Source organism: Parvibaculum sp. (genome assembly GCF_039680535.1).
In the GTDB taxonomy this organism is placed as follows: Bacteria; Pseudomonadota; Alphaproteobacteria; order Parvibaculales; family Parvibaculaceae; genus Parvibaculum.
Genome location: NZ_JBDKSS010000008.1, coordinates 246,602 through 269,816, shown reverse-complemented (window position 1 = coordinate 269,816; position 23,215 = coordinate 246,602). Strand labels below are relative to the sequence as shown.

General features: G+C 63.3%; 19 protein-coding genes. 14 read left to right on the top strand and 5 right to left on the bottom strand.

Annotated elements, in window-relative coordinates:
• Positions 1–2 precede the first annotated feature (2 nt).
• The 11 genes from ABFC66_RS05205 (at position 3) to ABFC66_RS05155 (ending at position 12,692) form a co-directional block, all read left to right on the top strand.
• Positions 3–890, top strand: a complete 888-nt coding sequence (locus ABFC66_RS05205) for a DUF2163 domain-containing protein (protein ID WP_346739903.1) — start codon at positions 3–5, stop codon at positions 888–890.
• The gene (locus ABFC66_RS05200; protein WP_346739902.1) at positions 871–1,338 is read left to right on the top strand and encodes an NlpC/P60 family protein; all 468 of its coding nucleotides are present in this window, start codon (positions 871–873) and stop codon (positions 1,336–1,338) included. Before ABFC66_RS05205 ends, ABFC66_RS05200 begins: the two co-directional genes overlap by 20 nt.
• Positions 1,338–5,261 (top strand): glycoside hydrolase/phage tail family protein, encoded by a 3,924-nt coding sequence (locus ABFC66_RS05195; RefSeq protein WP_346739901.1) that lies wholly within the window; start codon positions 1,338–1,340, stop codon positions 5,259–5,261. Before ABFC66_RS05200 ends, ABFC66_RS05195 begins: the two co-directional genes overlap by 1 nt.
• Positions 5,254–5,970, top strand: a complete 717-nt coding sequence (locus ABFC66_RS05190) for a DUF2793 domain-containing protein (RefSeq protein ID WP_346739900.1) — start codon at positions 5,254–5,256, stop codon at positions 5,968–5,970. Before ABFC66_RS05195 ends, ABFC66_RS05190 begins: the two co-directional genes overlap by 8 nt.
• A 489-nt stretch (positions 5,971–6,459) precedes the next feature.
• Positions 6,460–7,263, top strand: coding sequence for an SDR family oxidoreductase (locus tag ABFC66_RS05185; protein WP_346739899.1), 804 nt, complete (start codon positions 6,460–6,462; stop codon positions 7,261–7,263).
• Between the two features lie 13 nt (positions 7,264–7,276).
• Positions 7,277–8,419, top strand: coding sequence for an acyl-CoA dehydrogenase family protein (locus ABFC66_RS05180; RefSeq protein WP_346739898.1), 1,143 nt, complete (start codon positions 7,277–7,279; stop codon positions 8,417–8,419).
• A 10-nt stretch (positions 8,420–8,429) separates the two neighbouring features.
• Positions 8,430–9,467: an acyl-CoA dehydrogenase family protein gene (locus ABFC66_RS05175; RefSeq protein WP_346739897.1), complete on the top strand. Its 1,038-nt coding sequence runs from the start codon at positions 8,430–8,432 to the stop codon at positions 9,465–9,467.
• A 75-nt stretch (positions 9,468–9,542) separates the two neighbouring features.
• Complete coding sequence (locus ABFC66_RS05170) at positions 9,543–10,214, top strand: nitroreductase (protein ID WP_346739896.1); 672 nt, start codon at positions 9,543–9,545, stop codon at positions 10,212–10,214.
• 50 nt (positions 10,215–10,264) lie between these two features.
• Positions 10,265–10,636 carry a PepSY domain-containing protein gene (locus ABFC66_RS05165; protein ID WP_346739895.1) on the top strand — a complete coding sequence of 124 codons (372 nt, stop codon included), beginning with the start codon at positions 10,265–10,267 and terminating at the stop codon, positions 10,634–10,636.
• A 3-nt stretch (positions 10,637–10,639) separates the two neighbouring features.
• Positions 10,640–11,311, top strand: coding sequence for a response regulator transcription factor (locus ABFC66_RS05160; RefSeq protein ID WP_346739894.1), 672 nt, complete (start codon positions 10,640–10,642; stop codon positions 11,309–11,311).
• The gene (locus tag ABFC66_RS05155; RefSeq protein ID WP_346739893.1) at positions 11,301–12,692 is read left to right on the top strand and encodes an ATP-binding protein; all 1,392 of its coding nucleotides are present in this window, start codon (positions 11,301–11,303) and stop codon (positions 12,690–12,692) included. Before ABFC66_RS05160 ends, ABFC66_RS05155 begins: the two co-directional genes overlap by 11 nt.
• A gap of 396 nt (positions 12,693–13,088) precedes the next feature.
• Here the strand turns inward: ABFC66_RS05155 and ABFC66_RS05150 are convergent, their stop codons facing one another.
• From ABFC66_RS05150 to ABFC66_RS05140, 3 genes are all read right to left on the bottom strand, one after another.
• Positions 13,089–13,787, bottom strand: a complete 699-nt coding sequence (locus ABFC66_RS05150; RefSeq protein WP_346739892.1) for a class I SAM-dependent methyltransferase — start codon at positions 13,785–13,787, stop codon at positions 13,089–13,091.
• A gap of 277 nt (positions 13,788–14,064) precedes the next feature.
• Positions 14,065–15,423 (bottom strand): YihY/virulence factor BrkB family protein, encoded by a 1,359-nt coding sequence (locus ABFC66_RS05145; protein WP_346739891.1) that lies wholly within the window; start codon positions 15,421–15,423, stop codon positions 14,065–14,067.
• A gap of 105 nt (positions 15,424–15,528) precedes the next feature.
• Positions 15,529–15,735 (bottom strand): cold-shock protein, encoded by a 207-nt coding sequence (locus tag ABFC66_RS05140; RefSeq protein ID WP_346739890.1) that lies wholly within the window; start codon positions 15,733–15,735, stop codon positions 15,529–15,531.
• A gap of 252 nt (positions 15,736–15,987) precedes the next feature.
• Here ABFC66_RS05140 and ABFC66_RS05135 point away from each other — a divergent pair, with 252 nt between their 5' ends.
• Positions 15,988–17,415 (top strand): hypothetical protein, encoded by a 1,428-nt coding sequence (locus ABFC66_RS05135; protein ID WP_346739889.1) that lies wholly within the window; start codon positions 15,988–15,990, stop codon positions 17,413–17,415.
• Here ABFC66_RS05135 and ABFC66_RS05130 read toward each other — a convergent pair.
• Positions 17,412–18,443: a D-cysteine desulfhydrase family protein gene (locus ABFC66_RS05130; protein WP_346739888.1), complete on the bottom strand. Its 1,032-nt coding sequence runs from the start codon at positions 18,441–18,443 to the stop codon at positions 17,412–17,414. The two genes, ABFC66_RS05135 and ABFC66_RS05130, sit on opposite strands and share 4 nt — an antisense overlap.
• Positions 18,443–19,666, bottom strand: a complete 1,224-nt coding sequence (locus ABFC66_RS05125) for a CoA transferase (RefSeq protein ID WP_346739887.1) — start codon at positions 19,664–19,666, stop codon at positions 18,443–18,445. Before ABFC66_RS05125 ends, ABFC66_RS05130 begins: the two co-directional genes overlap by 1 nt.
• A 208-nt stretch (positions 19,667–19,874) precedes the next feature.
• On the opposite strand from ABFC66_RS05125, the gene ABFC66_RS05120 reads away from it, so the two are divergent.
• Together ABFC66_RS05120 and ABFC66_RS05115 are read left to right on the top strand one after the other, a co-directional pair.
• Positions 19,875–21,707 (top strand): ATP-binding protein, encoded by a 1,833-nt coding sequence (locus ABFC66_RS05120; RefSeq protein ID WP_346739927.1) that lies wholly within the window; start codon positions 19,875–19,877, stop codon positions 21,705–21,707.
• 124 nt (positions 21,708–21,831) lie between these two features.
• Complete coding sequence (locus ABFC66_RS05115) at positions 21,832–23,148, top strand: Hsp70 family protein (protein WP_346739886.1); 1,317 nt, start codon at positions 21,832–21,834, stop codon at positions 23,146–23,148.
• Positions 23,149–23,215 lie beyond the last annotated feature (67 nt).

The following is a 23,215-nucleotide window of genomic DNA, read 5'->3' as shown; positions in this document are numbered from 1 at the left end:
CCATGAAGTCCCTATTTCCCGAATTCGCCGCGCATCTCGCAGGCGGGACGACGACGATATGCAACTGCTGGAAGCTGACGCGCGGCGACGGCCGCGTGATGGGCTTCACCGACCATGACGGGGATATCGTCATCGACGGCGTGACTTATGAAGCGGCAGCTGGGTTCACGGCGAGCGCGGTCGAGAGTTCTGCCGGATTGGCGGTCGACAATCTCGACCTTGCGGGCGGGCTCAATTCGGAGCGGCTCGACGAAGGCGATCTTGCGGCAGGCATTTACGACGACGCCTCGGTCGAAATCTGGCGCGTGAACTGGCAGGCGCCGGAGCAGCGCGTGCTGATGCGGAGAGGAAATCTGGGCGAGGTGAGCCGTGGCGCGACGGCCTTCACGGCGGAGTTGAGGGGGCTTGCACATCGTCTGAACCAGCCCGTAGGCCGGCTCTTTCAATATGGCTGCGACGCCGATCTGGGCGACGCGCGATGCGGTGTCGACCTCGGCGCCGTGGCCATAAGGGGCGAGGGGCTGGTGCTCTCTTCGGAAGATAATCGCGTGATTACGGCTTCGGGATTGGGCGCCTTTGCCGAAGGATGGTTCGAGCGTGGTCGGATCGTCTTCACGAGTGGCGAAAATGCGGGCGCGGGATGCGAAGTGAAGCTGCACTCGCTGAGCGCGGAGGGCGCGACCATCGAGATATGGCAGGCGATGGCGCGCGGGATTGCGGCGGGCGACGCGTTCAGCGTGACGGCGGGTTGCGACAAGCAGTTCTCGACCTGCCGCGCGAAATTCGGCAATGGCGCGAATTTTCGCGGTTTCCCGCACATGCCGGGCAACGACTACGTCATTTCCTATGCACGCTCGGGAGCGGTGAACGATGGCGGAAGCCGGAATTGATCTGACGCGCGATGCAATCGTCGCGGCGGCGCGGGCGTGGATCGGCACACCCTATCGCCATCAGGCGAGCTGCAAGGGCGCGGGCACGGATTGCCTTGGGCTCGTGCGCGGGCTGTGGCGCGAGTTCCATGGAGCCGAGCCTGAGACGCCGCCTGCCTATACCGCCGACTGGGCGGAGGCGCCGGGCGCGGACGGAGCGCTCGTCGAGGCGATGGCGGATGCGGCGCGCCGGCATCTCATCGAGGTCGGTGTGGACGAGGCGCGGGATGGAGACGTGGTGCTTTTCCGCATGCGCGGGCGCGGGCCGGCGAAACACGCGGGCATTCTGACCGACGGGGGACGAATGGTTCATGCCTATTCCGGGCGCGCGGTCGTGGAGACGTCGCTCGGCCCGTGGTGGCGCGCGCGCATGGCTTATGCGTTCCGATTTCCGGGAGTGACCGACTGATGGCGACGCTACTTCTTTCGACGGCCGGCTCTGCGCTCGGCAGCGCGTTTCTGCCGGGTGGCCTCAGCTTTCTCGGCGCGACGGTGAGCGGCGCCGCATTGGGAGGCGCTATCGGAGCGGGGCTCGGCTCCTATGTCGATCAGCAGCTTTTCGGTTCGACCGTCGCGAACTCGGAAGGTCCGCGGCTTTCCGATTTGCAGGTTCTGTCATCGACCGAAGGCGCGCCCGTGCCGCGCCTCTATGGACGCGCACGGCTTGGCGGGCAGCTGATCTGGGCCACGAACTACAAGGAGCACAAGTCGACGGAGAGCACCGGCGGCAAGGGCGGCGGTGGCGCGAGCGTGACGAGCTACTCTTATACGGTCTCCTTTGCCGTCGCGCTTTGCGAAGGACCGATCACGCGTATCGGCCGCGTCTGGGCCGATGGCAACGCGATGACGCTCGAAGATGTGACCTGGCGGTTGCACAAGGGCGACGGTGCGCAGATGCCTGACCCCACCATCGAAGCTGTTGAAGGAACGGGCAATGCACCTGCCTATCGTGGCGTCGCCTATATCGTTTTCGAGGACCTGCCGCTGGCCGATTACGGCAATCGCATTCCGCAGCTTTCATTCGAGGTTTTTCGTTCGCTGAGCGACGTCGAGGAAGCGGTGCGGGCGGTGACGATCATCCCGGGAGCCGGAGAGTTCGTCTACGACACGAATGCCGTACGCGAAATCCTGAGCGAGAGTTCGAGCCGCGCGGTCAACACGCATTCAAGCGAGAGCGGGAGCGACTGGGCGGCGGCGCTGGATCAGTTGCAGGACCTTTGCCCCAATGTCGCCAGCGCCTCGCTGGTGGTGAGCTGGTTCGGCGACGATCTTCGCTGCGGGCAATGCACGGTACGGCCGAAGGTCGAGACGGGCTGGAAGATCACGACGCCGCAGCCATGGAGCGCGGGCGGCATTTCGCGCGGCGCGGCGCAGGCGGTGAGCCAGGTGGACGGCATGCCAGCCTTTGGCGGAACGCCATCCGACGCGTCGGTCGTTCGTGCGATCGGGGACATGAAGTCGCGCGGGCTTCGCACGGTCTTCTATCCCTTCGTGATGATGGACATACCCGGGAGCAATACGCTCGCCGATCCATGGAGCGGAGCGGCGTCGCAGCCGGCCTATCCCTGGCGCGGACGCATCACCTGCTCGCCTGCGGCGGGGCAAGCCGGGAGCGTCGACAAGACGGCGGCAGCGGCGGCGCAGGTGGCCGATTTCTTCGGTGATGCGGGGCCGGGCGACTTTCACGTCGTAGGCAATGCCGTGACCTATTCGGGACCGGAGGAATGGTCCTATCGGCGCATGATCCTGCACTACGCGCATCTTTGTGCGGCGGCGGGCGGCGTCGATGCGTTTCTCATCGGCTCTGAACTGAAGGGGCTGACGCAAATCCGCAGCGATGCCTCGACCTATCCGGCGGTGGCGGCGCTCAAGACGCTGGCGGCCGATGTCGCCGGCATTCTGGGCGGGGCGACGAAGATTTCCTACGCGGCGGACTGGACGGAATATGCGGGGCACGATCCGGCGGACGGGACGGGCGACCGTTTTTTCCATCTCGATCCGTTGTGGGCGGATTCGAACATCCACTTTGTCGGCATTGACGCCTATGCGCCGCTGACGGACTGGCGGAAGACGAACGACCATCTCGACCGCGACCTGGCGGACACGATCTACGATATCGATTATCTGAAATCGCGCATCGCGGGCGGCGAAGATTTCGACTGGTATTATGCGAGCGATGCGGACCGCGCGGCGCAAATACGTTCGCCGATCACCGATGGCGCCTATGGCAAGCCCTGGGTGTTCCGCGCCAAGGATATTCGCTCGTGGTGGGCGAACGAACATCGTGACCGGCCCGGCGGTGTGGAAAGCCCGGTGACGACGGCGTGGGTGGTGCAAGGAAAGCCGGTCTGGTTCACGGAGATCGGCTGTCCGGCCATCGACAAGGGGACGAACGAGCCAAATCTTTTCGTCGACGCGAAATCGTCGGAGAGTGCCATGCCGCATTTCTCGACGGGCACGCGCGACGATTACATCCAGCGTTGCTTCATCGAAGCTCAGACAGGCTATTGGAGCGAAGAGGGCGCGCATAATCCGGTGTCGTCTGTTTATGGCGGCAGGATGCTCGATCCGGGCGACATGTTCTTCTGGACATGGGATGCGCGGCCATTTCCCGCCTTTCCGGACCGCACCGATCTTTGGGCCGACGGAGAAAACTGGCAACGCGGCCACTGGCTTAACGGCAGGCTGGGGGCGGTGCCGCTCGGCGCGCTCGTCTCGGCAATTCTCGGCGATGTCGGGTTTTCGGCGTTCGATGTCGGCGAGCTTGCGGGTGTTGTCGAAGGGTTCGTGATCGACCGCATCATGTCGCCACGGCAGGCGATCGAGCCGCTGATGCTTGCGCGCTTCTTCGATGCGGCGGAGAGCGAAGGCGTCATCCGCTTCCGGCATTATGGCGCGCAGCCCGTCGCGGTGCTGACGCCGGATCGATTGGCGGTGGAGGAGGATAGTGCCGAGGCCGGCTACAGACTGACGCGGGGACAGGAGACCGAGCTGCCTCTCTCCGCCAAGCTGTCGTTTATCGACGGCGGGACGGAGTACCGGCAGGCGACAGTGGAGGCGCGCAGGCTCGGCGTTTCGACGCAGCGCGTTTCATCCGCGACGATGCCCATGGTGATGACGGCGGAGGATGCGCAGGGCGTCGCGGATATCTGGCTGCAGAAGAGCTGGAGCGAGCGCGAGACCGCGACGCTGAAGCTTCCGCCCTCGCTTGTCGCTCTCGATCCGGGCGACGTGGTGGAACTTGCCTTGCCCGCACGGACAGCGCGCTATCGGCTGATGGCGCTGACCGATGGCGAACATCGCGAGGCCAGGGCGGTGGCCAGCGAGGCGAGCCTTTATGGCCGATTTTCGGCGCCACGGAGGACCGGAAGCGCGGCAACGGTGGCGAGCTATGGCGTGCCGCTTGCGGTCTTTCTCGACCTGCCGATGCTGACGGGCGAGGAAACACCCTATGCGCCGCGCGTCGCGGTGGCGGCCGATCCATGGCCGGGTGGCGTTGCGCTGTGGAAGAACGCCGGGAACGGTTTCGCGCTCGACCGGGTGATTTCGCGGGAGGCGACGTTAGGCCGAACAACCAGCGCCCTAGCCCCCGGCGTGACCTCGCGCTGGGACTATTCGCAGGTGCTGACGGTTTCGCTGGTCTCCGGCGCGCTGTCCTCGGCGACCGAAAGTGCGGTGCTTGGCGGCGCGAATGTCGCGGCGGTGCAGACGCCCGACGGAGACTGGGAGGTCATCCAGTTTCGTGGAGCAGCGCTAATTTCGGCAGGGACCTACGAGCTTTCCGGGCTTCTGCGCGGACAGGCGGGGACGGAGGCTGCGATGCGGTCTTCGCTCGCGGCGGGCGCGCGCTTCATGCTGATCGACGGAGCGGTGAACGAGATCGGCCTTGGCGACAATGAGCGCGGGCTGGAGCGGATATGGGCCTGGGGCCCGGCATCGAAACCGATCGACGATGCGAGCTATGCATCGGCGGCGCAGGTCTTTCAGGGTGTGGGCCTGCGGCCCTTGTCGCCGGTGCATCTGCGCGCAAGACGCGAGGCGAGCGGCGACATCGCGATCGGTTGGACGCGGCGCACGCGCGTTAACGGCGATGGCTGGCTGGGCGTGGACGTGCCGCTCGGAGAGGAAGAGGAACGCTACGCCCTCGACATTCTGAGTGGCGGCAGCGTGGTGCGAAGCTTCGATGTGACGAGCGCGGCGCTCAGCTATTCGTCCGCGATGCAGATCGAGGATTTCGGATCGGCAACATTTGCGACGCTCAACTTCCGCGTTGCGCAGATAAGCCGCGCATTCGGGCGCGGAACCGCACGAGAGGCGACACTACATGTCTGAGACATTGCATCTGAAACTTCCATACCTCGAAGCGGCACAGGCGCAGAAGCATGTGACGGTGAATGAAGGGCTGCGTGCGCTCGACGCGCTGGTGCAGCTTTCGGTGCGGTCGCGCGCGCTGAATACGCCGCCATCCACTCCTGTGGAGGGCGACCGCTATATTGTGGCCGGATCGCCATCCGGCGCGTGGAGTTCGGCGGCAGGACAGATCGCCGCCTTCGCCGATGGGGTGTGGAGCTTTTTCGCACCACAGACCGGATGGCGCGCCTTTGATGAAGGCGCCGACGAATTCGTCTACTGGTCGGGAACCGTATGGGCGCGGGAGCCGTCGGGCGCCGGCGTCGTGAGCGCGCATGGCGCCGCGACGATGCTCTCCATTCTTGAGGGCGACCACACGATTGTCGCCGGCAGCTACAACGACACCTCCTTCGCGATCCCCGACCGCGCCATCGTGGTTGGCGTCACGGGGCGGGTTCTCGCCGGGATTACCGGGGCGACCGCATGGAATCTTGGCGTAGCGGCCGACGGCGCGCGCTACGGCAACGGCATCGCCGTGGCGGCCGGCTCCACGGTCATCGGACCGTCCGGCACGCCTGTCACATATTGGGGCGCGACGCCTCTTCGGATTTCATCCGTAGGGGGATCATTTACAGGCGGAGCCGTAAGGCTTGCCGTGCATTACATGGCGTTGACGGGCGTCGGGGCCTAAGGCGAGACGGCCGGGCGCCTGCTCCCTCCTTGAAGGTTGGGGCAGGCCTCGTGCGGCCTCAAGGGGTGACGGATGGGCCCCGACCCCCTATAAGGGTGGGGCGCGACCCGGGGGAGCCGCGTGAAGTCCTTTGCTTCACTCAGTTTCGATGATGGGGTTTCATGGCACGGCCTCGTATTTTTTCGTCGCGCAGGATGTTTGAGCCGCGCCGGACGATCTTCACGAATTCCGGTCCGAGGTATCCATTTCTTCGCATCCTGGGATTCGTGCTTGCCGCCGCACTTATTTTTGCGGCGGGCTTCTATACCGGTCAGGCCTTTCCCCACATCTCTGGCTCGTCGCAGCCGGCGCCGGTTGCCGCAGCGGAATTCTGATCTTTCACCTCAGACGCCTCAGAATCCGGCATAGGCGCTTGCCGCTCGGCCCTCTTCACGCCAAATATGGCTTCCAACAAAGCCGCAGCCCGGGTCGCGGCATATGGGGAGGCTCATGGATCTTCAGCTTGCAGGCAAGACGGCGCTCGTGACAGGCGGCAATCGCGGGACGGGGCGGGTCATCGCGGAACGGCTGGCAGCGGAGGGCGCACGGGTCGTCGTGCATGGATTTGCGGAGGGCGATGCCGCCGGCGCGGCTGCTGAGATCCGCGCTGCCGGGTTCGAGGCATTTGCGGCTGCGGGCGACATCACGACGGACGAAGGTGCCAAGGCTGCCCATGATGCCGCAGTTGCCGCGGCTGGGCCGATCGATATTCTCATCAACAATTACGGTGTCGCCGAGGCCGGCTCCTGGTCGCGTTCTGAAACGCCCGACTGGATCGATGCCTATGAGAAGAACGTGCTCTCCGCCGTGCGGATGACGCGTCTTTGCGTGCCCACGATGAAGGACCGGCATTGGGGCCGTATCATCATGCTCGGCACCATCGGCTCGACGGAGCCTGCCGCGCGCATGCCGCATTATTATGCGGCGAAGGGCGCGCTTGCGACGATGACGATCAGCCTTGCCAAGGAGCTGGCCGGTACGGGCATTACGGTCAACATCGTCAGTCCCGGCCTCATCCGCACGAAGGAAGTGGAGGAACGCTTCCTCGCGCAGGGCTACGAAAAGGGCTGGGGCACGACATGGGAGGAGATCGAACCCCATGTCCTCAAGACATTCATGAGCAATCTGACGGGGCATGTGACCACGACGGCGGAGGTCGCCGACCTCGTGAGCTTTGTCGCAAGCCCTCGCGCGGGCGCCCTGATGGCGCTCAATCTGCGTATCGACGGCGGTTCCACCGCGATCGTGACCTGAGAGAAAAAAGAGAATGCAGACATTCCGTTTCGATCTTTGCGAATTGCCGGAGGAGACGAAGGGACTTCGCCAGGAAGTGCGCGATTTCCTTGACGTCGAGCTGAAGCATATTCCTGCCGTGACGCGGGCTCAGACATGGTCGGGCTCCGATCCGGAGTTCAGCCGCAAGATGGGCGCGAAGGGCTGGATCGGCATGCGCTGGCCAAAGCAATATGGCGGGCATGAGCGGTCGGCCTTCGATCGCTATGTGGTGCTCGAGGAAATGCTCGCCGCAGGTGCGCCTGTGGGCGCGCACTGGATCGGCGACCGCCAGTCGGGTCCGCTGCTGCTGAATTTCGGAACGGAGGCGCAGCGCCAGCTCATCCTGCCGAAGGTGGCGCGGGGTGAGTGCTATTTCTGCATCGGGATGTCGGAGCCTGACTCCGGCTCGGACCTTGCCGCGACGCGCACGAAGGCCGAGAAGGTCGACGGCGGCTACCGGGTCAACGGCACGAAGCTGTGGAGCTCGGGCGCGCATCACGCTCACTACATGATTGCCCTTTTCCGTACGAGCCCGGACAAGCACACGGGGCTGACACAGTTCATCGTCGATCTGAAGAACACGGATGGCATCACCATCCGTCCGATCAAGGATCTCGCAGGAAATTCGCATTTCAATGAGGTCGTCTTCCAGGACGCCTTTGTGCCGGACGGCATGCTGGTCGGTTCGGAAGGCTCCGGTTGGGCGCAGGTCAACGCGGAACTGGCCTTCGAGCGATCGGGTCCCGAGCGCTATCTTTCGAGCTTCCTGCTGATGGTCGAAATGATCCGCGAGCTTCAGAAGAAAGGCGGCGCGGAGGGGGCGAGAGAGATCGGTCGCCTCGTCGCGCATCTCGTGACGCTGCGCCAGATGTCGCTGTCGGTCGCCGGTATGCTCGACAAGGGCGAGAATCCGGCGCTCGAAGCCTCCGTCGTCAAGGATCTCGGCGCGGTCTTCGAACAGAACATGCCGGTGATCGCCCATGAGCTGCTGGGCATTGCACCAACGATCGGCACGGGCAGCGATTTCGAGCAGGTGCTTGGTTATCTGACGCAAACCGTGCCTTCCTTCTCGTTGCGCGGCGGCACGCGCGAAATCCTGCGGGGCATCATTGCCCGCGGGCTTGGACTTCGCTGAGGAGAGCGCCATGAACGAATTGCAGACGATCCTCTCCGACAGCGTCGCGAAGCTGCTTGGCGATCTTGCAACCAAGGAGACCATCCAGCAGGCGGAAGATGGCCAATGGCCCGCCGAGCTCTGGGACGCCCTGGTCGAGAACGGCATGACGCGCATTCTGGTGCCTGAGGCGCAGGAAGGCGCGGGCGCCAAATGGGAAGACGCCCATGTGGTACTGAAGGCGGCAGGCGAACACGCGGCGCCGGTCCCTCTCGCCGAAGCCATCCTCGCGGGCTTCATTCTGGGACGGGCGGGCATCGCGGTGCCGGAGGGCATCGTCACGGTCATGGAAGGCGACTTCAAGCTTGAGAGCGGCAGGCTTTCGGGTGTCGCGCGAAACGTGCCCTGGGGGCGCAACGCGACACATGCCGTTGCCGTGGTCGAGAGCGGGTGGGGCGTCGAAACCGTTCTGGCGCCGCTTCAATATGCGCGGATCGAGAAAGGGCAGAACGTCGCGCGCGAGCCGCGCGATACGCTGACCTTCGACCATGTCGTCGTCGATACGGCGTGGGCCGGGCTGCCGGGGAATGCTGTACGGCTCTATGGCGCACTCACACGCGCAAGCCAGATGGCCGGTGCGCTCGACTATCTCACGCGACAGTCTGTGCAATATGCGAACGAACGGACCCAGTTCGGAAAGCCGATCGGCAAGTTCCAGGCGATCCAGCAGCAGCTCGCAGTCCTCTCGACGCAATCGGCGGCGGTCGGCATTGCGGCGGCGCATGCTGCAGCCCGCGCCGACAAGGTCAGCTCAGGCGACGCTGCGGCGTTCGAGGTTGCCGTGGCGAAGGTCCGCGCCGACGATGCGTCGAGCGCGGCGACTTCCATCGCGCATCAGGTTCATGGCGCAATCGGCTTTACCTATGAGCACGGCCTGCACTTTGCGACGCGCCGGCTTTGGTCATGGCGGACGGAATTTGGATCCGGCGCCGAATGGGCCGATTGGCTCGGCCGCGAGACATTGGCTAGGGGCGCGGATGGTTTGTGGCCTTACGTGACCGCCCGGTGAGGCTGACTGACCTGCATTTTGTATCTGTCGCCCGGCCTTGTGCTAGGCGGCTTCCAATCTTGATGGAGACGAGCTGTGGATGTACTTGACGCCCTGAAGACACGCATTTCCTGCCGTGCCTTCCTCGACAAGCCGGTGCCGGAGGCGACGGTGCGTGCCATCCTCGACGGCGCGAAATGGGCCCCCTCGGGCGGCAATCTGCAACCCTGGCATGTCTATGCCGTCGCCAACCAGCGGCTGAAGGATTTCCTCGCGCTGATCGCTGAAAAGCAGAAGACGGCGCCTTTCGGCGAGGGGTCGGAATACGACATCTATCCGAAGGATTTGAAGGAGCCCTATAAGGCACGCCGCTTCAAGTGCGGCGAAGACATGTACGCAACCATTGGCGTGGCGCGCGAGAACAAGGCGGGGCGCCTGCAGCAGTTCGCGCGCAACTTCCAGTTCTTCGATGCGCCGGTGGCTCTGTTTTTCGCCATCGACCGGCAAATGGGGACCGACCAATGGGCCGATCTCGGCATGTTCGCGCAATCGGTCATGCTGATGGCCCGGGAGCACGGGCTTCACACCTGCGCCCAGGAGGCCTGGGCCATCTGGCCGAAGACGATCGGGGAGTTTCTCAACATGCCGTCGGAGCTTATGCTCTTCTGCGGAATGGGGCTTGGCTACATGGACACCTCGGCGCCGATCAACGGCCTGCGGACCGAACGGGCCCCAATGGAAGAATGGGCGAGTTTTTCAGGGTTCTGAAGCGCGTCCCGTTCATCAAGGGTTCAGTCTCGATGACCTAGAACCGAGGCATGATGAGGACGCAGATACATATCGCTCTCGCAATGGTTGCCCTCCTCGCCCTTCCGGGCGGCGGAGCGGCGGCTGCGTCCTGGCCTCGCGAGCACTCCGTGATCGGCCGGCCCATCGAACGGGCCGATATGCGCTCCGACCAGAACGACGCCCGCGAGGGCGTCCGTTCCGGTCGTATCCTGCCGCTGGGCAAGGTGCTGCGGAATGTGCACGCGCGCTATCCGGGCCAGCTTCTCGACGCGCAGCTTGTGGACGCGGGCGGCCGTCCGGTCTATCTCATCAAGCTGATGACGCCGGACGGAAATGTAGGCATCGTTTCTGCGGATGCCGCCACCGGCGACATACTCGATTATCGCCAGGGAGGGCGCTGACGCATGCGGTTGCTCGTCGTAGAGGACGACCCCGATCTGAACCGTCAGCTCGTGAGCGCGCTCACGGACGCGGGCTACGTCGTCGACAAGGCGACGGACGGCGAGGAAGGCCACTTTCTCGGCGAGACGGAGCCCTATGACGCTGTCGTGCTCGATCTGGGCCTTCCCGGAATGGATGGCGTGACGGTGCTCGAGAAATGGCGTCGGGCGGGCCGTAACATGCCGGTGCTGATCCTGACGGCGCGCGACCGCTGGTCGGACAAGGTGGCGGGGTTCGATGCAGGCGCCGACGATTACGTCGCCAAGCCATTCTTCATGGAAGAAGTTCTGGCGCGGCTGCGCGCGTTGCTGCGCCGATCGACCGGCCACGCGACGAGCGAACTCGAATGCGGCCCCTTGCGCGTCGATACGCGAACGTCGCGTGTGACGGTCAGCGGCACGGCGGTGAAACTAACCTCGCTTGAATATCGGCTGCTCGAATATCTGATCCATCATCAAGGACGGATCATCTCGCGGACTGAACTCGTCGAGCATCTTTACGATCAGGATTTCGACCGTGACTCCAACACGATCGAGGTCTTTATCGGGCGTTTGCGCCGCAAGCTCGGCAAGGACATGATCGAGACGGTGAGGGGCCTTGGTTACCGCCTCGCGGCCCCGGAAGATGCTGCCTAGAAATATCCACATCAGAGATAGTCTCGCGCTTCGTCTCATTGCAGGCGCGGCGCTCTGGAGCGCCATTGCGCTGGTCGCCGGGGGCATCATCCTTTCCTCCATTTTCCGGCATTCGGTGGAGAGTTCCTTCGATGCGCGCCTCGAAGTACTGCTCGGCAGCCTTGTCGCGACAACGGATGTTGGCGACAGGAAACAGCTGACGCGAACACGCGATCTCAACGAGACCCGCTTCGACTTTGCCTATTCCGGGTGGTATTGGCAGATCGCTCCGCTGGCGCAGCGGCTCGCATTGCGCTCACGCTCGCTCTTCGACCAGGCCATCGATCTCACCAATTCCACCAATGCGACGCGCGATGTCTCGGGCGCGAGCTTTTTCGACGCGATTGGGCCTGAGGACCAGCGCTTGCGCGTGGTCGAGCGTCGTTTGATGTTGCCGGGCTACGATGTGCCTGTGTCGTTTGCGGTGGCCGCCGACAAGGCCGAGATGGAAGACGATATCAGTCGCTTCAATTCCACGGTCTTTACGGCTATGGCGGGCCTCGGTCTGGGCATTCTGGTGGCGCTGCTCATTCAGGTGCGCTTCGGTTTGCAGCCGCTCGACAGGGTGCGTCGCGCACTTGCATCGATCCGGTCGGGCAGGTCGACCAAGCTCGAAGGCCAGTTCCCCGCGGAGATCGAGCCGCTGGCCGAGGAGATCAATTCGCTTCTCGACAGCAATCGCGAAGTGCTGGAGCGTGCCCGTACCCATGTCGGCAACCTCGCTCACGCATTGAAGACGCCGCTTTCCGTTCTCACCAATGAGGCGCGGGCGCACCCGGACGCCTTCGGGGAGCAGGTGGTGCGGATCGCGGCGACAATGCGAGAGCAGATCGACCATCATCTGGCCCGCGCGCGCATGGCCGCTTCTGCAAATGTCTTTGGGGCACACACGCCGGTCGGACCGGTTCTGACAAGGCTCGCGCGCGCGCTCCAGCGCATCTATGTCGAGCGGGAGATCGAAGTATCAGCCGAAAGTGTGGATGGACTTGGGTTCCGCGGCGAGGCGCAAGACCTCGAGGAGATGGCCGGAAATCTGCTCGATAACGCCTGCAAATGGGCCGCGTCGCGGGTCGAGCTCAGGGCGATGCCATTGCCCGATTTCCGGAAGGGCCGACCGGCCTTCATCATCACGGTCGAGGATGACGGGCCTGGCGTTCCAGAGGAGAAATGGGCCGAGGTGCTGAAACGCGGGGGGCGGCTCGACGAGACCAAACCGGGCTCGGGCCTCGGCCTATCCATCGTCACCGAAATCGCCGAGCTTTACGGCGGCGAGCTTCGGCTTGCTGCATCCGGGATGGGCGGGCTGAAAGCCGAATTGATACTGCCTGCCTCAAGCGAGTAATCCCACACCGTATCAATGCCAATCCGTACGAAGATCGTCTGAAAGTTAAAAGGCCGCCGACCCCTTAGGGGGCGGCGGCCAAGGAAACGGCTGCGACGCGATCCGTTATTGACGCTGTGCCGGATCGCTCCGTTTGTCGCTCATTTGCAAGCGTCGCGTCACCGGGGCTAAGCCCCTTGGTGAAAAGAATGTTGGCTCAGGCGGAAAGGTCCACAGGAGTGCCCGACCTCACCTGCCTCGCCACACGACCCTCTGTCGCGATCGAAATGCTGGCAATGGCAAACGGTGTCATCAAACCGTTAGACATCGGATCACCTCCTTTCAATTGTTGAACTCAGGGAACTTCAGCGTGAAGCGCAGCGTGATTCGTGTCAATAAATCGGTTGCGATCAGGGGCTAAGTCAACGCTCCTGCGGCCTCGCTTTCCTGCGGCTTACGGCCGCTTAGCAGATAGCCGGAGGTGGCAAAATCGCTCGGCATCAGCCTTCCAACCAGCCAAGCGATTGGAAAAAGCGCGAAGGCGAGCGCCAACATCAGGGGTGCAGAGACGATCGTGGCATTCGGTTCTCGAGCCGCGCGTGCGAGGAGAACCAGTGCCGCCTCTGGCCAGGAATTTCGTTCACGGATTTCGAGAGCCTCAAGGCCGCTGAAGAGACTGGACAGGCCGTATTTGGTGTATCTGAAAAAATCATGCGGCCGGTCGTGCAGGGGAAATATGAACGGTGTCGATAAAAGCAGAGAGCCGCCGGGCTTCAACAGCCTTTGCACCTCTGCCGCCGCACGCAGCGGATCGACGACATGTTCCAGAACTTCGATGATCACAATCGCGTCAAAGTGAGCGGATGGAAAGGATGACTGCGTGATATCGTCGACAACATCCGGCTTGCGCGCCGGATCTATGTCGGTGCTTACAACGGAGAAGCCATATTTCCTGGCGCAGGCTTCAGTCAGGGCTTGAATGTCGCCGCCTGCGCCCACATTCAGAACGCGCGCATTTGCGGGGATGAGCTTCAGATGGCCGACGATGAATTGGTTCAGACCCTTTCGCGAAAATAACTTCGACGCCTGAGAAACTCGAAATCGCCAACCCATCATATTACTCCAAAGCTCACACCGGCGACGCGGACCGCCATTGCGCGCCTCGCGCGCTGGGCGGATGAGCAAGCGAATGTACCGCAATTTTCCGACATGTTCAGACTAGTCGATCTCATCTTGGACCACATTCGTTGAATGTGGTCCTTGAGGCGCCTGGGCTGCGCGTTCTGTCTGCGGCAGGAGTTTCTGTTTCGGTGTGAGTAAATATTCCTACGTACGCAGAATAACAGGATGGAAGGTGGGCCGCGCTACGCGGCAATTTTGGGTGCCATCCCGATCAGATTTTGACCACTGTGCCCTTCGGAGCGCCGGCGCTCATTTGGAGGAGGTCAGCCATTGTGGTCCCATCCAGTACCTTCGCTTCGGCATCGGCAAGACGAGTGAAGTAGCTGTCGACCCGTGGCTCGTGCGCAAGCATGGCATCATCGATGCCGCCACGCTCGGTGCGACGCTGGATGGCCGCCAGCACGTCGGCCAGGCGGACGAGTTCGGGCGGCTTGCCCGGCAAGAGCTTGCTCGGACTGTCCGCCGAATGGGTGATGAGGCCCGCCTCTTCCAGCGCGTTCTCGATTATCTGAAGGGCCTCCATCGGTAGATGGAGATGCGCTGCCAGCAACTCGTCGGTCCACGGGGACTGACCCTTCTCAAAAGCCTCGTGAATGAGCAGCATGGCCTGAAGGCTCGTCTGGCGAAGCTGCCGCATGTTCAGGATGCCGAGGCCGGCCTGAGGTGAGAGGTGCGCGCGGTTCTGGAAATAAAAGGCAATGGCGCATCCGACCAGCAAAATGAGCCAGGCTACATAGAGCCAGATCATGAAGACCACGAGGCTCGCGAAGGCGGAATATATCGCCACATATTGGGCCGACTTCACGACGAATGTGGCGAAGGCCCAGCCGGTAGCACCCCATACGATTCCGGCGACCGTTGCGCCCGCGACGGCGGAACTCCAGCGCACGCGAGTGTTGGGGATCGTCAGGTAGAGAAACGCAAACGTGCCGATGAGGACGAGGTACGGCACGGCGCGGCTCATTTGCGCCAGGAAAAAGCGAATTGGGGCGAACTCCGCGAGGCCACCCACAATCGAATTCGACAGCGCCCCCGCCATGATGCCGAGGACGGTGAGCACCACAATGGGGCCGAGGACGCCGACGCCCAGAACCTCTGTAAACTGACGGGCAAGCGAGCGGCTGGCTGCGACATGCCAGATGTTGTTGAAGGCCTCTTCGATCTTGCCGATCATCGAAATGACCGTATAGAGCAGGAATGCAAAGCCCACCGTGCCCAGGACGTTCGTGTTCACACGGTTCACGAACTCCATCATGCGGTCGGTGATCTCTCGCCCCTGATCGCCAAGTGGGCCGAGAAATTCCGAAAGCATGCCCTCTATGTAGGTGTCGTAGCCGAAGGCCCGGAAGACGGCGAACCCGATGGCGAGGGCAGGGACGATCGAGAGCAACGTCGTATAGACAAGGCTCATCGCGCGGAGATTGAGGCGCCCTTCGATGAGGTCTCGCGCCACCACCCAGGCGATGCGGGCGGCTTCGACGGCCGCGACGCGCCAGAGGGGGGCGCCGTCGAGCGGCCTATCCCAGATGAGACCGCGCAGGCGGCGATAGAATGGAACCTCGATCAGCATATGGGCGATGCTAATGGGGCCCCGGAAAAATGAAAGGCCCTCCCGGTCAGGAGGGCCTTGATCGCTTTCGGCGGAAGCGGGGATCCGCTCAAGGACCCGACCTCGTCAGCTGAGGACCAGATCTTCCGCGGAGAACCGGCCGTTGCGGCCTTCGACCAGTTCATATTGAATCTTCTGGCCTTCCTTCAGGGCCTTCTGTCCAGCCCGCTCGACGGCCGAGATATGGACGAAGACGTCTTTTCCACCGTCTTCCGGCGCAATAAACCCATATCCCTTAGTGGCGTTAAACCACTTAACAACTCCAGTAGCCATAGTCCCTTTATCGCCTCATCGTGAATAAGGAACGACGCCAATTTCACGGCGCCGATGAAAAAGCCTAGCACCTTCCCTCGGGGCGGCCTAACAAAAATTCTTCCGGGAATGGCCGTATATCGTGCATTTTCCGGCTCATTGGGCGGGGTGTGGAAGGTTTGTTAAGCATGGCGTCCTAGTCTTGAAATTGGTAGCCCGCTCCGGGAGGTGGTCCCATTCGGTTCACCTCTCGATGTCCGAAATGCGCAGGTCATGGAAACAAAACCGACAGCGCCTTTTATCGAACGCCTGAACGAGTTCCTGTCGCGACTGACGCCAGGGACTGCGGCGAAGCTTGCCGCAGGGCTGGAGCGGGAAAAGATGCGTGGCGGGACGGGTCTGCCCTATGACCTGATCCTGTCGTCCATCCGGCCGTTGCTTGGCAAGCGGGAGGGGCAGCGGCCCGGTGCGCCTAGCGTGCTGCGCCAGTTCTGCATGCCGTTCGAGGATCTGCTGACCGACGACCGATCTCCGTCGCCACATATGCCCCATATCCGTCGCAGCTCCATCATGCCGGTCTGGGCATGGCTCGAGACCGAGCTTCTGCCAGATACGCTCCCGGACATCGCCCGGCGGCTGGAAGAAAAGACGGGCGGCGCGGACGGCATAGCGCAGAAGGGCAGTCTGACGGTTCTGCACGCAAGCTCTTCCAGCGCCATCCTCTCTGCCTTCGATGAGTCCCGCAAGGACGGCGCGTTGCGTCGGAAGATGGAACGTCAGCTCGGCGGCGAAAATGTCGTCGAGGATGCGCGGACGATAGGGCGCACTCTCGCCGTCGCCCCCTATCTGCTGGCGGTGCGCGACGCTCTGCCCAGGCACATCGTCGACTTCGATGAAGGTATGGTTGCGACCGTCGCGGAGCTTTACGACGAAGCGCGGGCGACCTCGCTGGATAGCGCGATCTATGTGCCGCTCATCGCTGTCGCGCGCATGCATGAGCCTTGGCAGATATTGCGCCTGGCGCGGAAGCTCGCGGGCTTCAGCAACGAGGACGCGGTCAACCGTTCCGGGCTTGCCGGGCTCGGCGAAATCTTCCTTGGGGAGCTTGAGGAGATTGCCGAGAAAGTGCAGCCGAGGCGGGCAGTTCCTCTCGACCTCGACGACCTACTGTCGAAAATCACCCAGTTTGCGGAGCTTTCGCAGAACTTTATCCGTGAGATCGATGTCCGCCGCTGCAGCGACTGGGGCAACCGCATTCTCGCGGCTCGGGCCCGCCTTTCGACCGCGCTCACCGAAGCGATGGCCAAGTTCGAACTCGAACTCGCCCGAGCTCTGCCGCTGCATCAGGTTGGCAGTTACGGCAGGAATGGGCCACGCCGTCCCGACATTTCCACCGCTCCCAATTTTGAGCGCAACGAGAAGATGCTGGCGTGTCTCCGATTTCTGCGCGGGGTTGCCTCGGCGGCGGAGTCGATCGGCGCGCAATCGCATTGCAGGACTGTGGGCCAGCAGATCGAGGCCTATCTGTCCTCTTATGAAGACGGCCTGATCGAGGATCTGCGCCGGGCCAAGGGACCGCAACTCGCCAATGCGCAAGCCTATCTCGAAATGGTGATTGCCTGCCGTGAGACGTTGGGCGACGCGGGTATCGCAGCGACGCTGCGTCGCCGGGGGCAGGTTGCCGTCGCGCAGGCGTCCTAAGCGACTACGCCGCTGCTGAATTCCTCTTCATAGGCGAAAAGGCCGGGCATGCCGCCGGTGTGCAGGAACACGAGCGCTTCCTCCGGCGGGTACATGCCGGCGCGGATGGACGCCAGAAATCCTGCCATGGCCTTACCGGTATAGACCGGATCGAGCAGGATGCCTTCGGTGCGGGCGACGAGTTCGACGGCCTCGACCATGGCCTTGGTCGGAAGACCATAGCCTTCACCCAGAAATCCCTCTTCGAGAATGACGTCGCTCTCGGCCGGCGCGGGCGCGTTCAGCGCCTCGGCCGTCGCGCGGGCAAGTTTCAATATGTCGGCCTTCATGGCCGCGTGATCGCCGCGATAGACATTGACGCCCTGAACCACGGGGCCCTTCCCCCGCAAGGCGGCGCCCGCCACGAGGCCCGCCTGAGTGCCGCCGCTCGACGAGCCATGAACGATGCGGGCCTTCGCGATGCCGAGAGCATCGAGGGCATCGGCTATTTCGATGTAGGCCCCGAGGTAGCCGAGCGATCCGATGACGTTCGAGCCGCCCGTGGGCACGAAGAAGGCTTTGCCGCCGGCTTCGGCGATTTCGTCGATAACGGTTTTGATAAAGCCGGCAGGGCTTGTCCCTTGTGGGACGACCCTGACGTCGGCGCCGAAAATGTCGTCGAGCAGCAGATTTCCGGAACGGCGATAGGCGTGGCCCCGGTAGGGCACCATGTCGAGGAGCACGAGGACGGGCCGAAGCCCCGCCGCGATGGCTGCGGCGGCGGCCTGTCGGGCATGGTTCGACTGCAGCGCGCCAGTGGTGACGATGGTGTCCGCACCTTGCGACAGCGCTTCGCCGATCAGGAATTCGAGCTTGCGGGTCTTGTTGCCACCGCCGGCGAGGCCGGTGCAGTCATCGCGCTTGATGAAGAGACGCGGCACATCCACGCCTTCGGATGCCAATGCCGCACGAAGGCGCTTCATTTCCGAAAGCGGCGTCGGCAGGTGAGCGAGGGCGAAGCGAGGGAAGCGCGACAAGGCGGCGTGCATCAGATCGTTCCCTCGGCCCGGAAGGCGGCGATCTCGTCGGTCGAATAGCCGAGCTCGGTGAGGATTTCGTCCGTGTGCTCGCCGAGGAGTGGCGCACGGTCGCGGAGGGTCCCCGGCGTGCGTGAGAGACGAACGGGTGTCTCCATGATCGGCGCAGGCTTCGGCAGGCCCGGAAAGGCCAGCGGATGCAGGTAATGCATCGCGTTGATATGCGGATCGTCGAGGGCCTGCTGCGGTGAGAGGACGGGGCCCGCGGGAATGCGCGCCTTTTCGAGCAATGCCAGCGCCTCCTCGGTCGTGAACTGTGCAGCCCATTGCGAGGTTCGTTCCGAGAGCAGGGCGCCATGATCGCCACGTGCGCTGTCGTCCTTGAAACGGGGATCGGTGAGCCAGTGGTCTTCACCGATCAGTTTTGCCCAGCGCTTGAAGAGCGGGGCACCCATGACCTGCACGAGAATCCAGCCATCCCTGGTCCGCACGATATCGGCGGGCCCGGCATAGGGGCTCTTGTTGCCGATGGCGACGCGGTTGATCTTGCGGAGATCCTGTTCGATCAGGTGGAAGTTGAAGAACGAAAGCGCGGTTGAGAGAAGGGCGCCTTCGACGACCTGTCCCTTGCCTGAGCGCGCACGTTCCATCAAGGCGGCGAGAGTGCCGAATGCCGAGAGCGAGGCCGTGCCAAAATCGACCCATGGGGCATAGCTCTTCACCGGTTCCTCGGGATAGCCGGTGAGGTAGGCCGCGCCGACCATTGCCTGCGCAATGCCATCGAAACCGGTGCGCTCGCTATAGGGACCGCCATGACCGAAGGCGGAGACCATCGTCAGAATGATGTCGGGCTTTATCTCGACGAGGCTTTCGTAATCGAGGCCCATGGATTTCAGCGTCGAAGGCGGCAGGTTGGCGACGACGACGTCGGCGGTCTCGACCAGCCGGCGGACGATGCCGCGTCCGGTCTCCGTCATGGGATCGAGGGTCAGCCCGCGCTTGTTGCGGTTCACCTGAAGGAACATCGCTCCTTCGCCGCCTTCGCCCGCCTCGGCGCCCGGCACGATCGGCTGGACGAAGCGGTCCTCGCTCCCCTCGCGCTTCTCGATCCGGATGACCTCGGCGCCCAGATCGCCGAGAAGCGCCGCGCAAAAGGGGCCCGCGATATAGCGCCCGAAGTCGAGGACGCGCACCCCGGAAAGAACCTGCGTCTGGTTGCCGCCTCTTTTCATCATCGTTCTCGTCTCCCTGAAGTCCGCCCTTTGGACGTTTTTATGCCGGCACGATAGGGGGCTGTGGGCTTGGATGAAAGCGGGGCGGGCCGGAATTTCGCTTTTTGTTTAGGCTTTCCCCCTAGAGTCGCCCTGCGTTTGGCGGGCAATGCGTCCGGCGCGAGGGGGGACCCGTGTGGCCGAAATCGTGAATGCAAATAGCTTGGAACCGGTGGTTCGCACCGGCAGCGGTGGCGACGCAGGGGCGCGCGCGGCGGAGGCCTATGGCTGGACGGGCGAGTTTCTCGATCCGGCTCTGGAGCGCCGCTTTGGCATTGCGTCCTGGCTTGAGACGACGGAGCGCGTGCGCGCCATTCAGGTCGGCATCTACCTCTTTGTCGGCTGGATCATTCTCGACTTCATCATTCTCGGTGCGACGGTACAGTTCGCAGTCATTGGACTCCTGCGCGTTGCGACGCTCGCGATCGGGCGCCTTCCATTTCTCTTCTTCTCCGATCCGCGCAGGCCTGGGCTGCTGCACGCATCGTTGAGCCTCGCTCAGGCCTATGTTTTCGGCGTCTTCCTGCTGCTCGTGGCCGCGGGGGGCTTCGGGGCGGCCGACCATGCGGTGAGCGCGGCTGTCATCACGATTGCATTCTATTTCGGCGTACCCAATCGGCTTGCCTATAACGCGGCCCTGTCGATTGCCTGCGGTGTCGCATTTACCGCGGTCATCTCCTTCTATCCGAACATGTCGCTCACATCCGGGCTGCAGATATTCATGCTGCTTGGCGTCGCGAATGCGGTCGGATTTCAGGCGATGCGCGTTACCAATCGTCTGCGCCGCAATCAGTTCCTGACGATGGAGCATCAAAAGGAACTGAATGAGCAGCTCACGCAGGAAATATCCGTCCGGCAGGAGGCGCAGCGCGTCATGCGCGCGACGGAAGAAAGCTTCCAGAGCATATTCGTCGCTGCGCCGCTGCCTCTCGCGCTGATCGACCCGGCAACCTATCGCATCGTTCAGGCAAACAGGGCGGCGCTGGACCTCTTCGGCCTCAACGGCGAGGATGCCATGCAAATCGATGCCAGGCGGTTCTTCGTCGACGAGGAGATGAAGCGTCAGCTCGGCGAGGCGGCGGCGGGAAGCCGGCTGCGCGGGCCGATCGAGGCGCGGTTGCTGGGCAGCGAAGGCACCATTATCTGGGCCCATATCACGGCGGCGCTCGTCCGTTTCCAGGGGCTGCCGGCGCTCCTCATCGGCATTCAGGATGTGACGGCACGACGCACGGAAGCGGAAGCCCTCCGCGAGGCGCGCGACGAAGCGACCGCGGCGAGCCGTTCGAAGTCCGAATTCCTTGCCAATATGAGCCATGAGCTGCGCACGCCGCTCAATGCGATCATCGGATTTTCAGAGGCGCTTGAGCGCGAACTCTTCGGGCCGGTCGGCAATCCGCGTTATCGCGAATATGCCGAAGACATTCACGACAGCGGCGTCCACCTGCTCAATCTGATCAATGACATTCTCGATCTTTCGAAGATCGAAGCTGGGCACTTCAAGCTGCATGAGGATGAGACAGACCTCGACGGCATTGTCGCATCCGCATGCCGCATCGTGCGCCACAGGGCCCAGCAAGCTTCGATTTCGATCGAGGTGAACCTGCCGACGCCGCCCGTTTCGCTGGTCGCCGACGAAAGAGCGCTGAAGCAGGTGCTCATCAATCTGATGTCGAACGCGGTGAAGTTCAGCGCCGACGGCAGCACGGTGCGCGTCGAAGCCGCGGTTCAGCCCGGCCGGCTGCGTATCGCCGTGATCGATCGCGGCATCGGCATCGCGGAGGCCGATATCCCCAAGGCACTGGCGCCCTTTACCCAGATCGACGGCACGCTGTCGCGCACGCATGAGGGCACGGGGCTCGGACTGCCGCTGGCCAAGCATCTGTCCGAGCTTCACGGCGGTTCGCTCATGATCGAGAGTGCGCCGGGCGAGGGCACGACGGTCTATGTCGACCTGCCGGCCTCGCGCCTCATATCCCATCAATCCCATATCCGCGCGGGTTGGTGAGACAGTCTCTGGACAGGGCGCTGCCGCTCGGTTAGAACCGGCGCCCTTTTCGACACACCCGTCTTCATCGACATTGCGATACCCCCTGCCGGCTGGCCGGTCAGCGGGACGCGCGAGGTATTTCATGTTCATCGGCCTCGACTTCGGCACGACGAACAGCGCTTTGGCGCTGGCCGACGCCACAGGTCCGTCGCGCCTCGTTCCGCTCCTTCATAATGGGGTTGGACATTCGACGTTCCGGTCCATTCTCTACTTCGATGCCGATGAACGCGACAGCCGCGGCAAGCCGCTGGCCTATGCGGGCCCGGCCGCCATCGACGCCTATCTGGAACCGGGCGCAGAAGGTCGTCTTATCCAGTCGATCAAGTCATATCTGGCCAATCCGGATTTCACGTCGACCAGCATATTCAATAGCCGCTACACGCTGGAGAACCTGATCGGGCTTCTCGTTTCGCGTCTGCTCGAGGCGACGCCGCCCTCCGATAATCTTATCGAACGCCTCAAGGCCGTGCCGATCGTCGTTGGGCGCCCCGCGCGTTTTGTGCGCAACAGCCTCGGACAGGCGCAGGAAGGGCACGATGACTTTGCCGTCTCACGCCTGCTCGCTTCGCTGGAAGGGGCCGGTCTCGCCGATGTCCATTTCGAGTTCGAGCCGGTGGCTGCCGCCTATGCCTATGAGTCGGGACTCAATCGCGACGAACTGGTGTTGATAGGCGACTTTGGCGGCGGCACCAGCGACTTCTGCCTGCTGCATGTCGGCCCGGGCATGCGAGAGGTGAAGAACCGCGCTGAAACCATTATCGGCGTTTCGGGTGTCGGCATCGCCGGCGATGCTTTCGACGCGCGCATTGTCGAAAACGTCATCGCCCCGCGGCTGGGCCGGGGCTCGGCCTACAAGAGCACCGGAGGCAAGGTTCTGCCCATGCCAGCGTGGCTCTACGACAGTCTCAAGCGCTGGCACCAGCTGAGCTTCATCAACACCCAGAAAACCCGGCGCATGCTCGAGGAAATTCAGCCTGTGTCCGATGCTCCCAATGAAATCGAGGCGCTGACCCACCTCATCGAGGAAAACAAGGGTTTCGAAATGTACCGGGCGGTGGAGGCGGCAAAGGTCGCGCTCTCCGGCTCGACGAAAGCCCATCTCAGCTTCAAGGCCGCGCCCATCTCCATCGAGGCCGATATCGCTCGTGGCGATTTCGACCGCTGGGTCGCCCCGGAGCTTGCCGAGATTGGCGGTTGCGTGGACCGGTTGATCGAAGAGTCCGGCGTCGCGCCTGAAAAGATCGACCGGGTCTTCCTGACCGGCGGCACATCCTTCATTCCGGCCGTTCGGGCCCTCTTCGTTGAGCGTTTCGGGCATGAACGGCTGGCGGGTGGCGGCGAACTCACCTCGGTGGCGACCGGCCTCGCGCTTTCGGCAAGGCAGCGTTTCGGCGGCTGAGGGGGGCATGCGGCAGCGAGCCGCTTCCCGGCTCGCCCGCAAGCCTCTATACAGGTGCGGCCCAAGT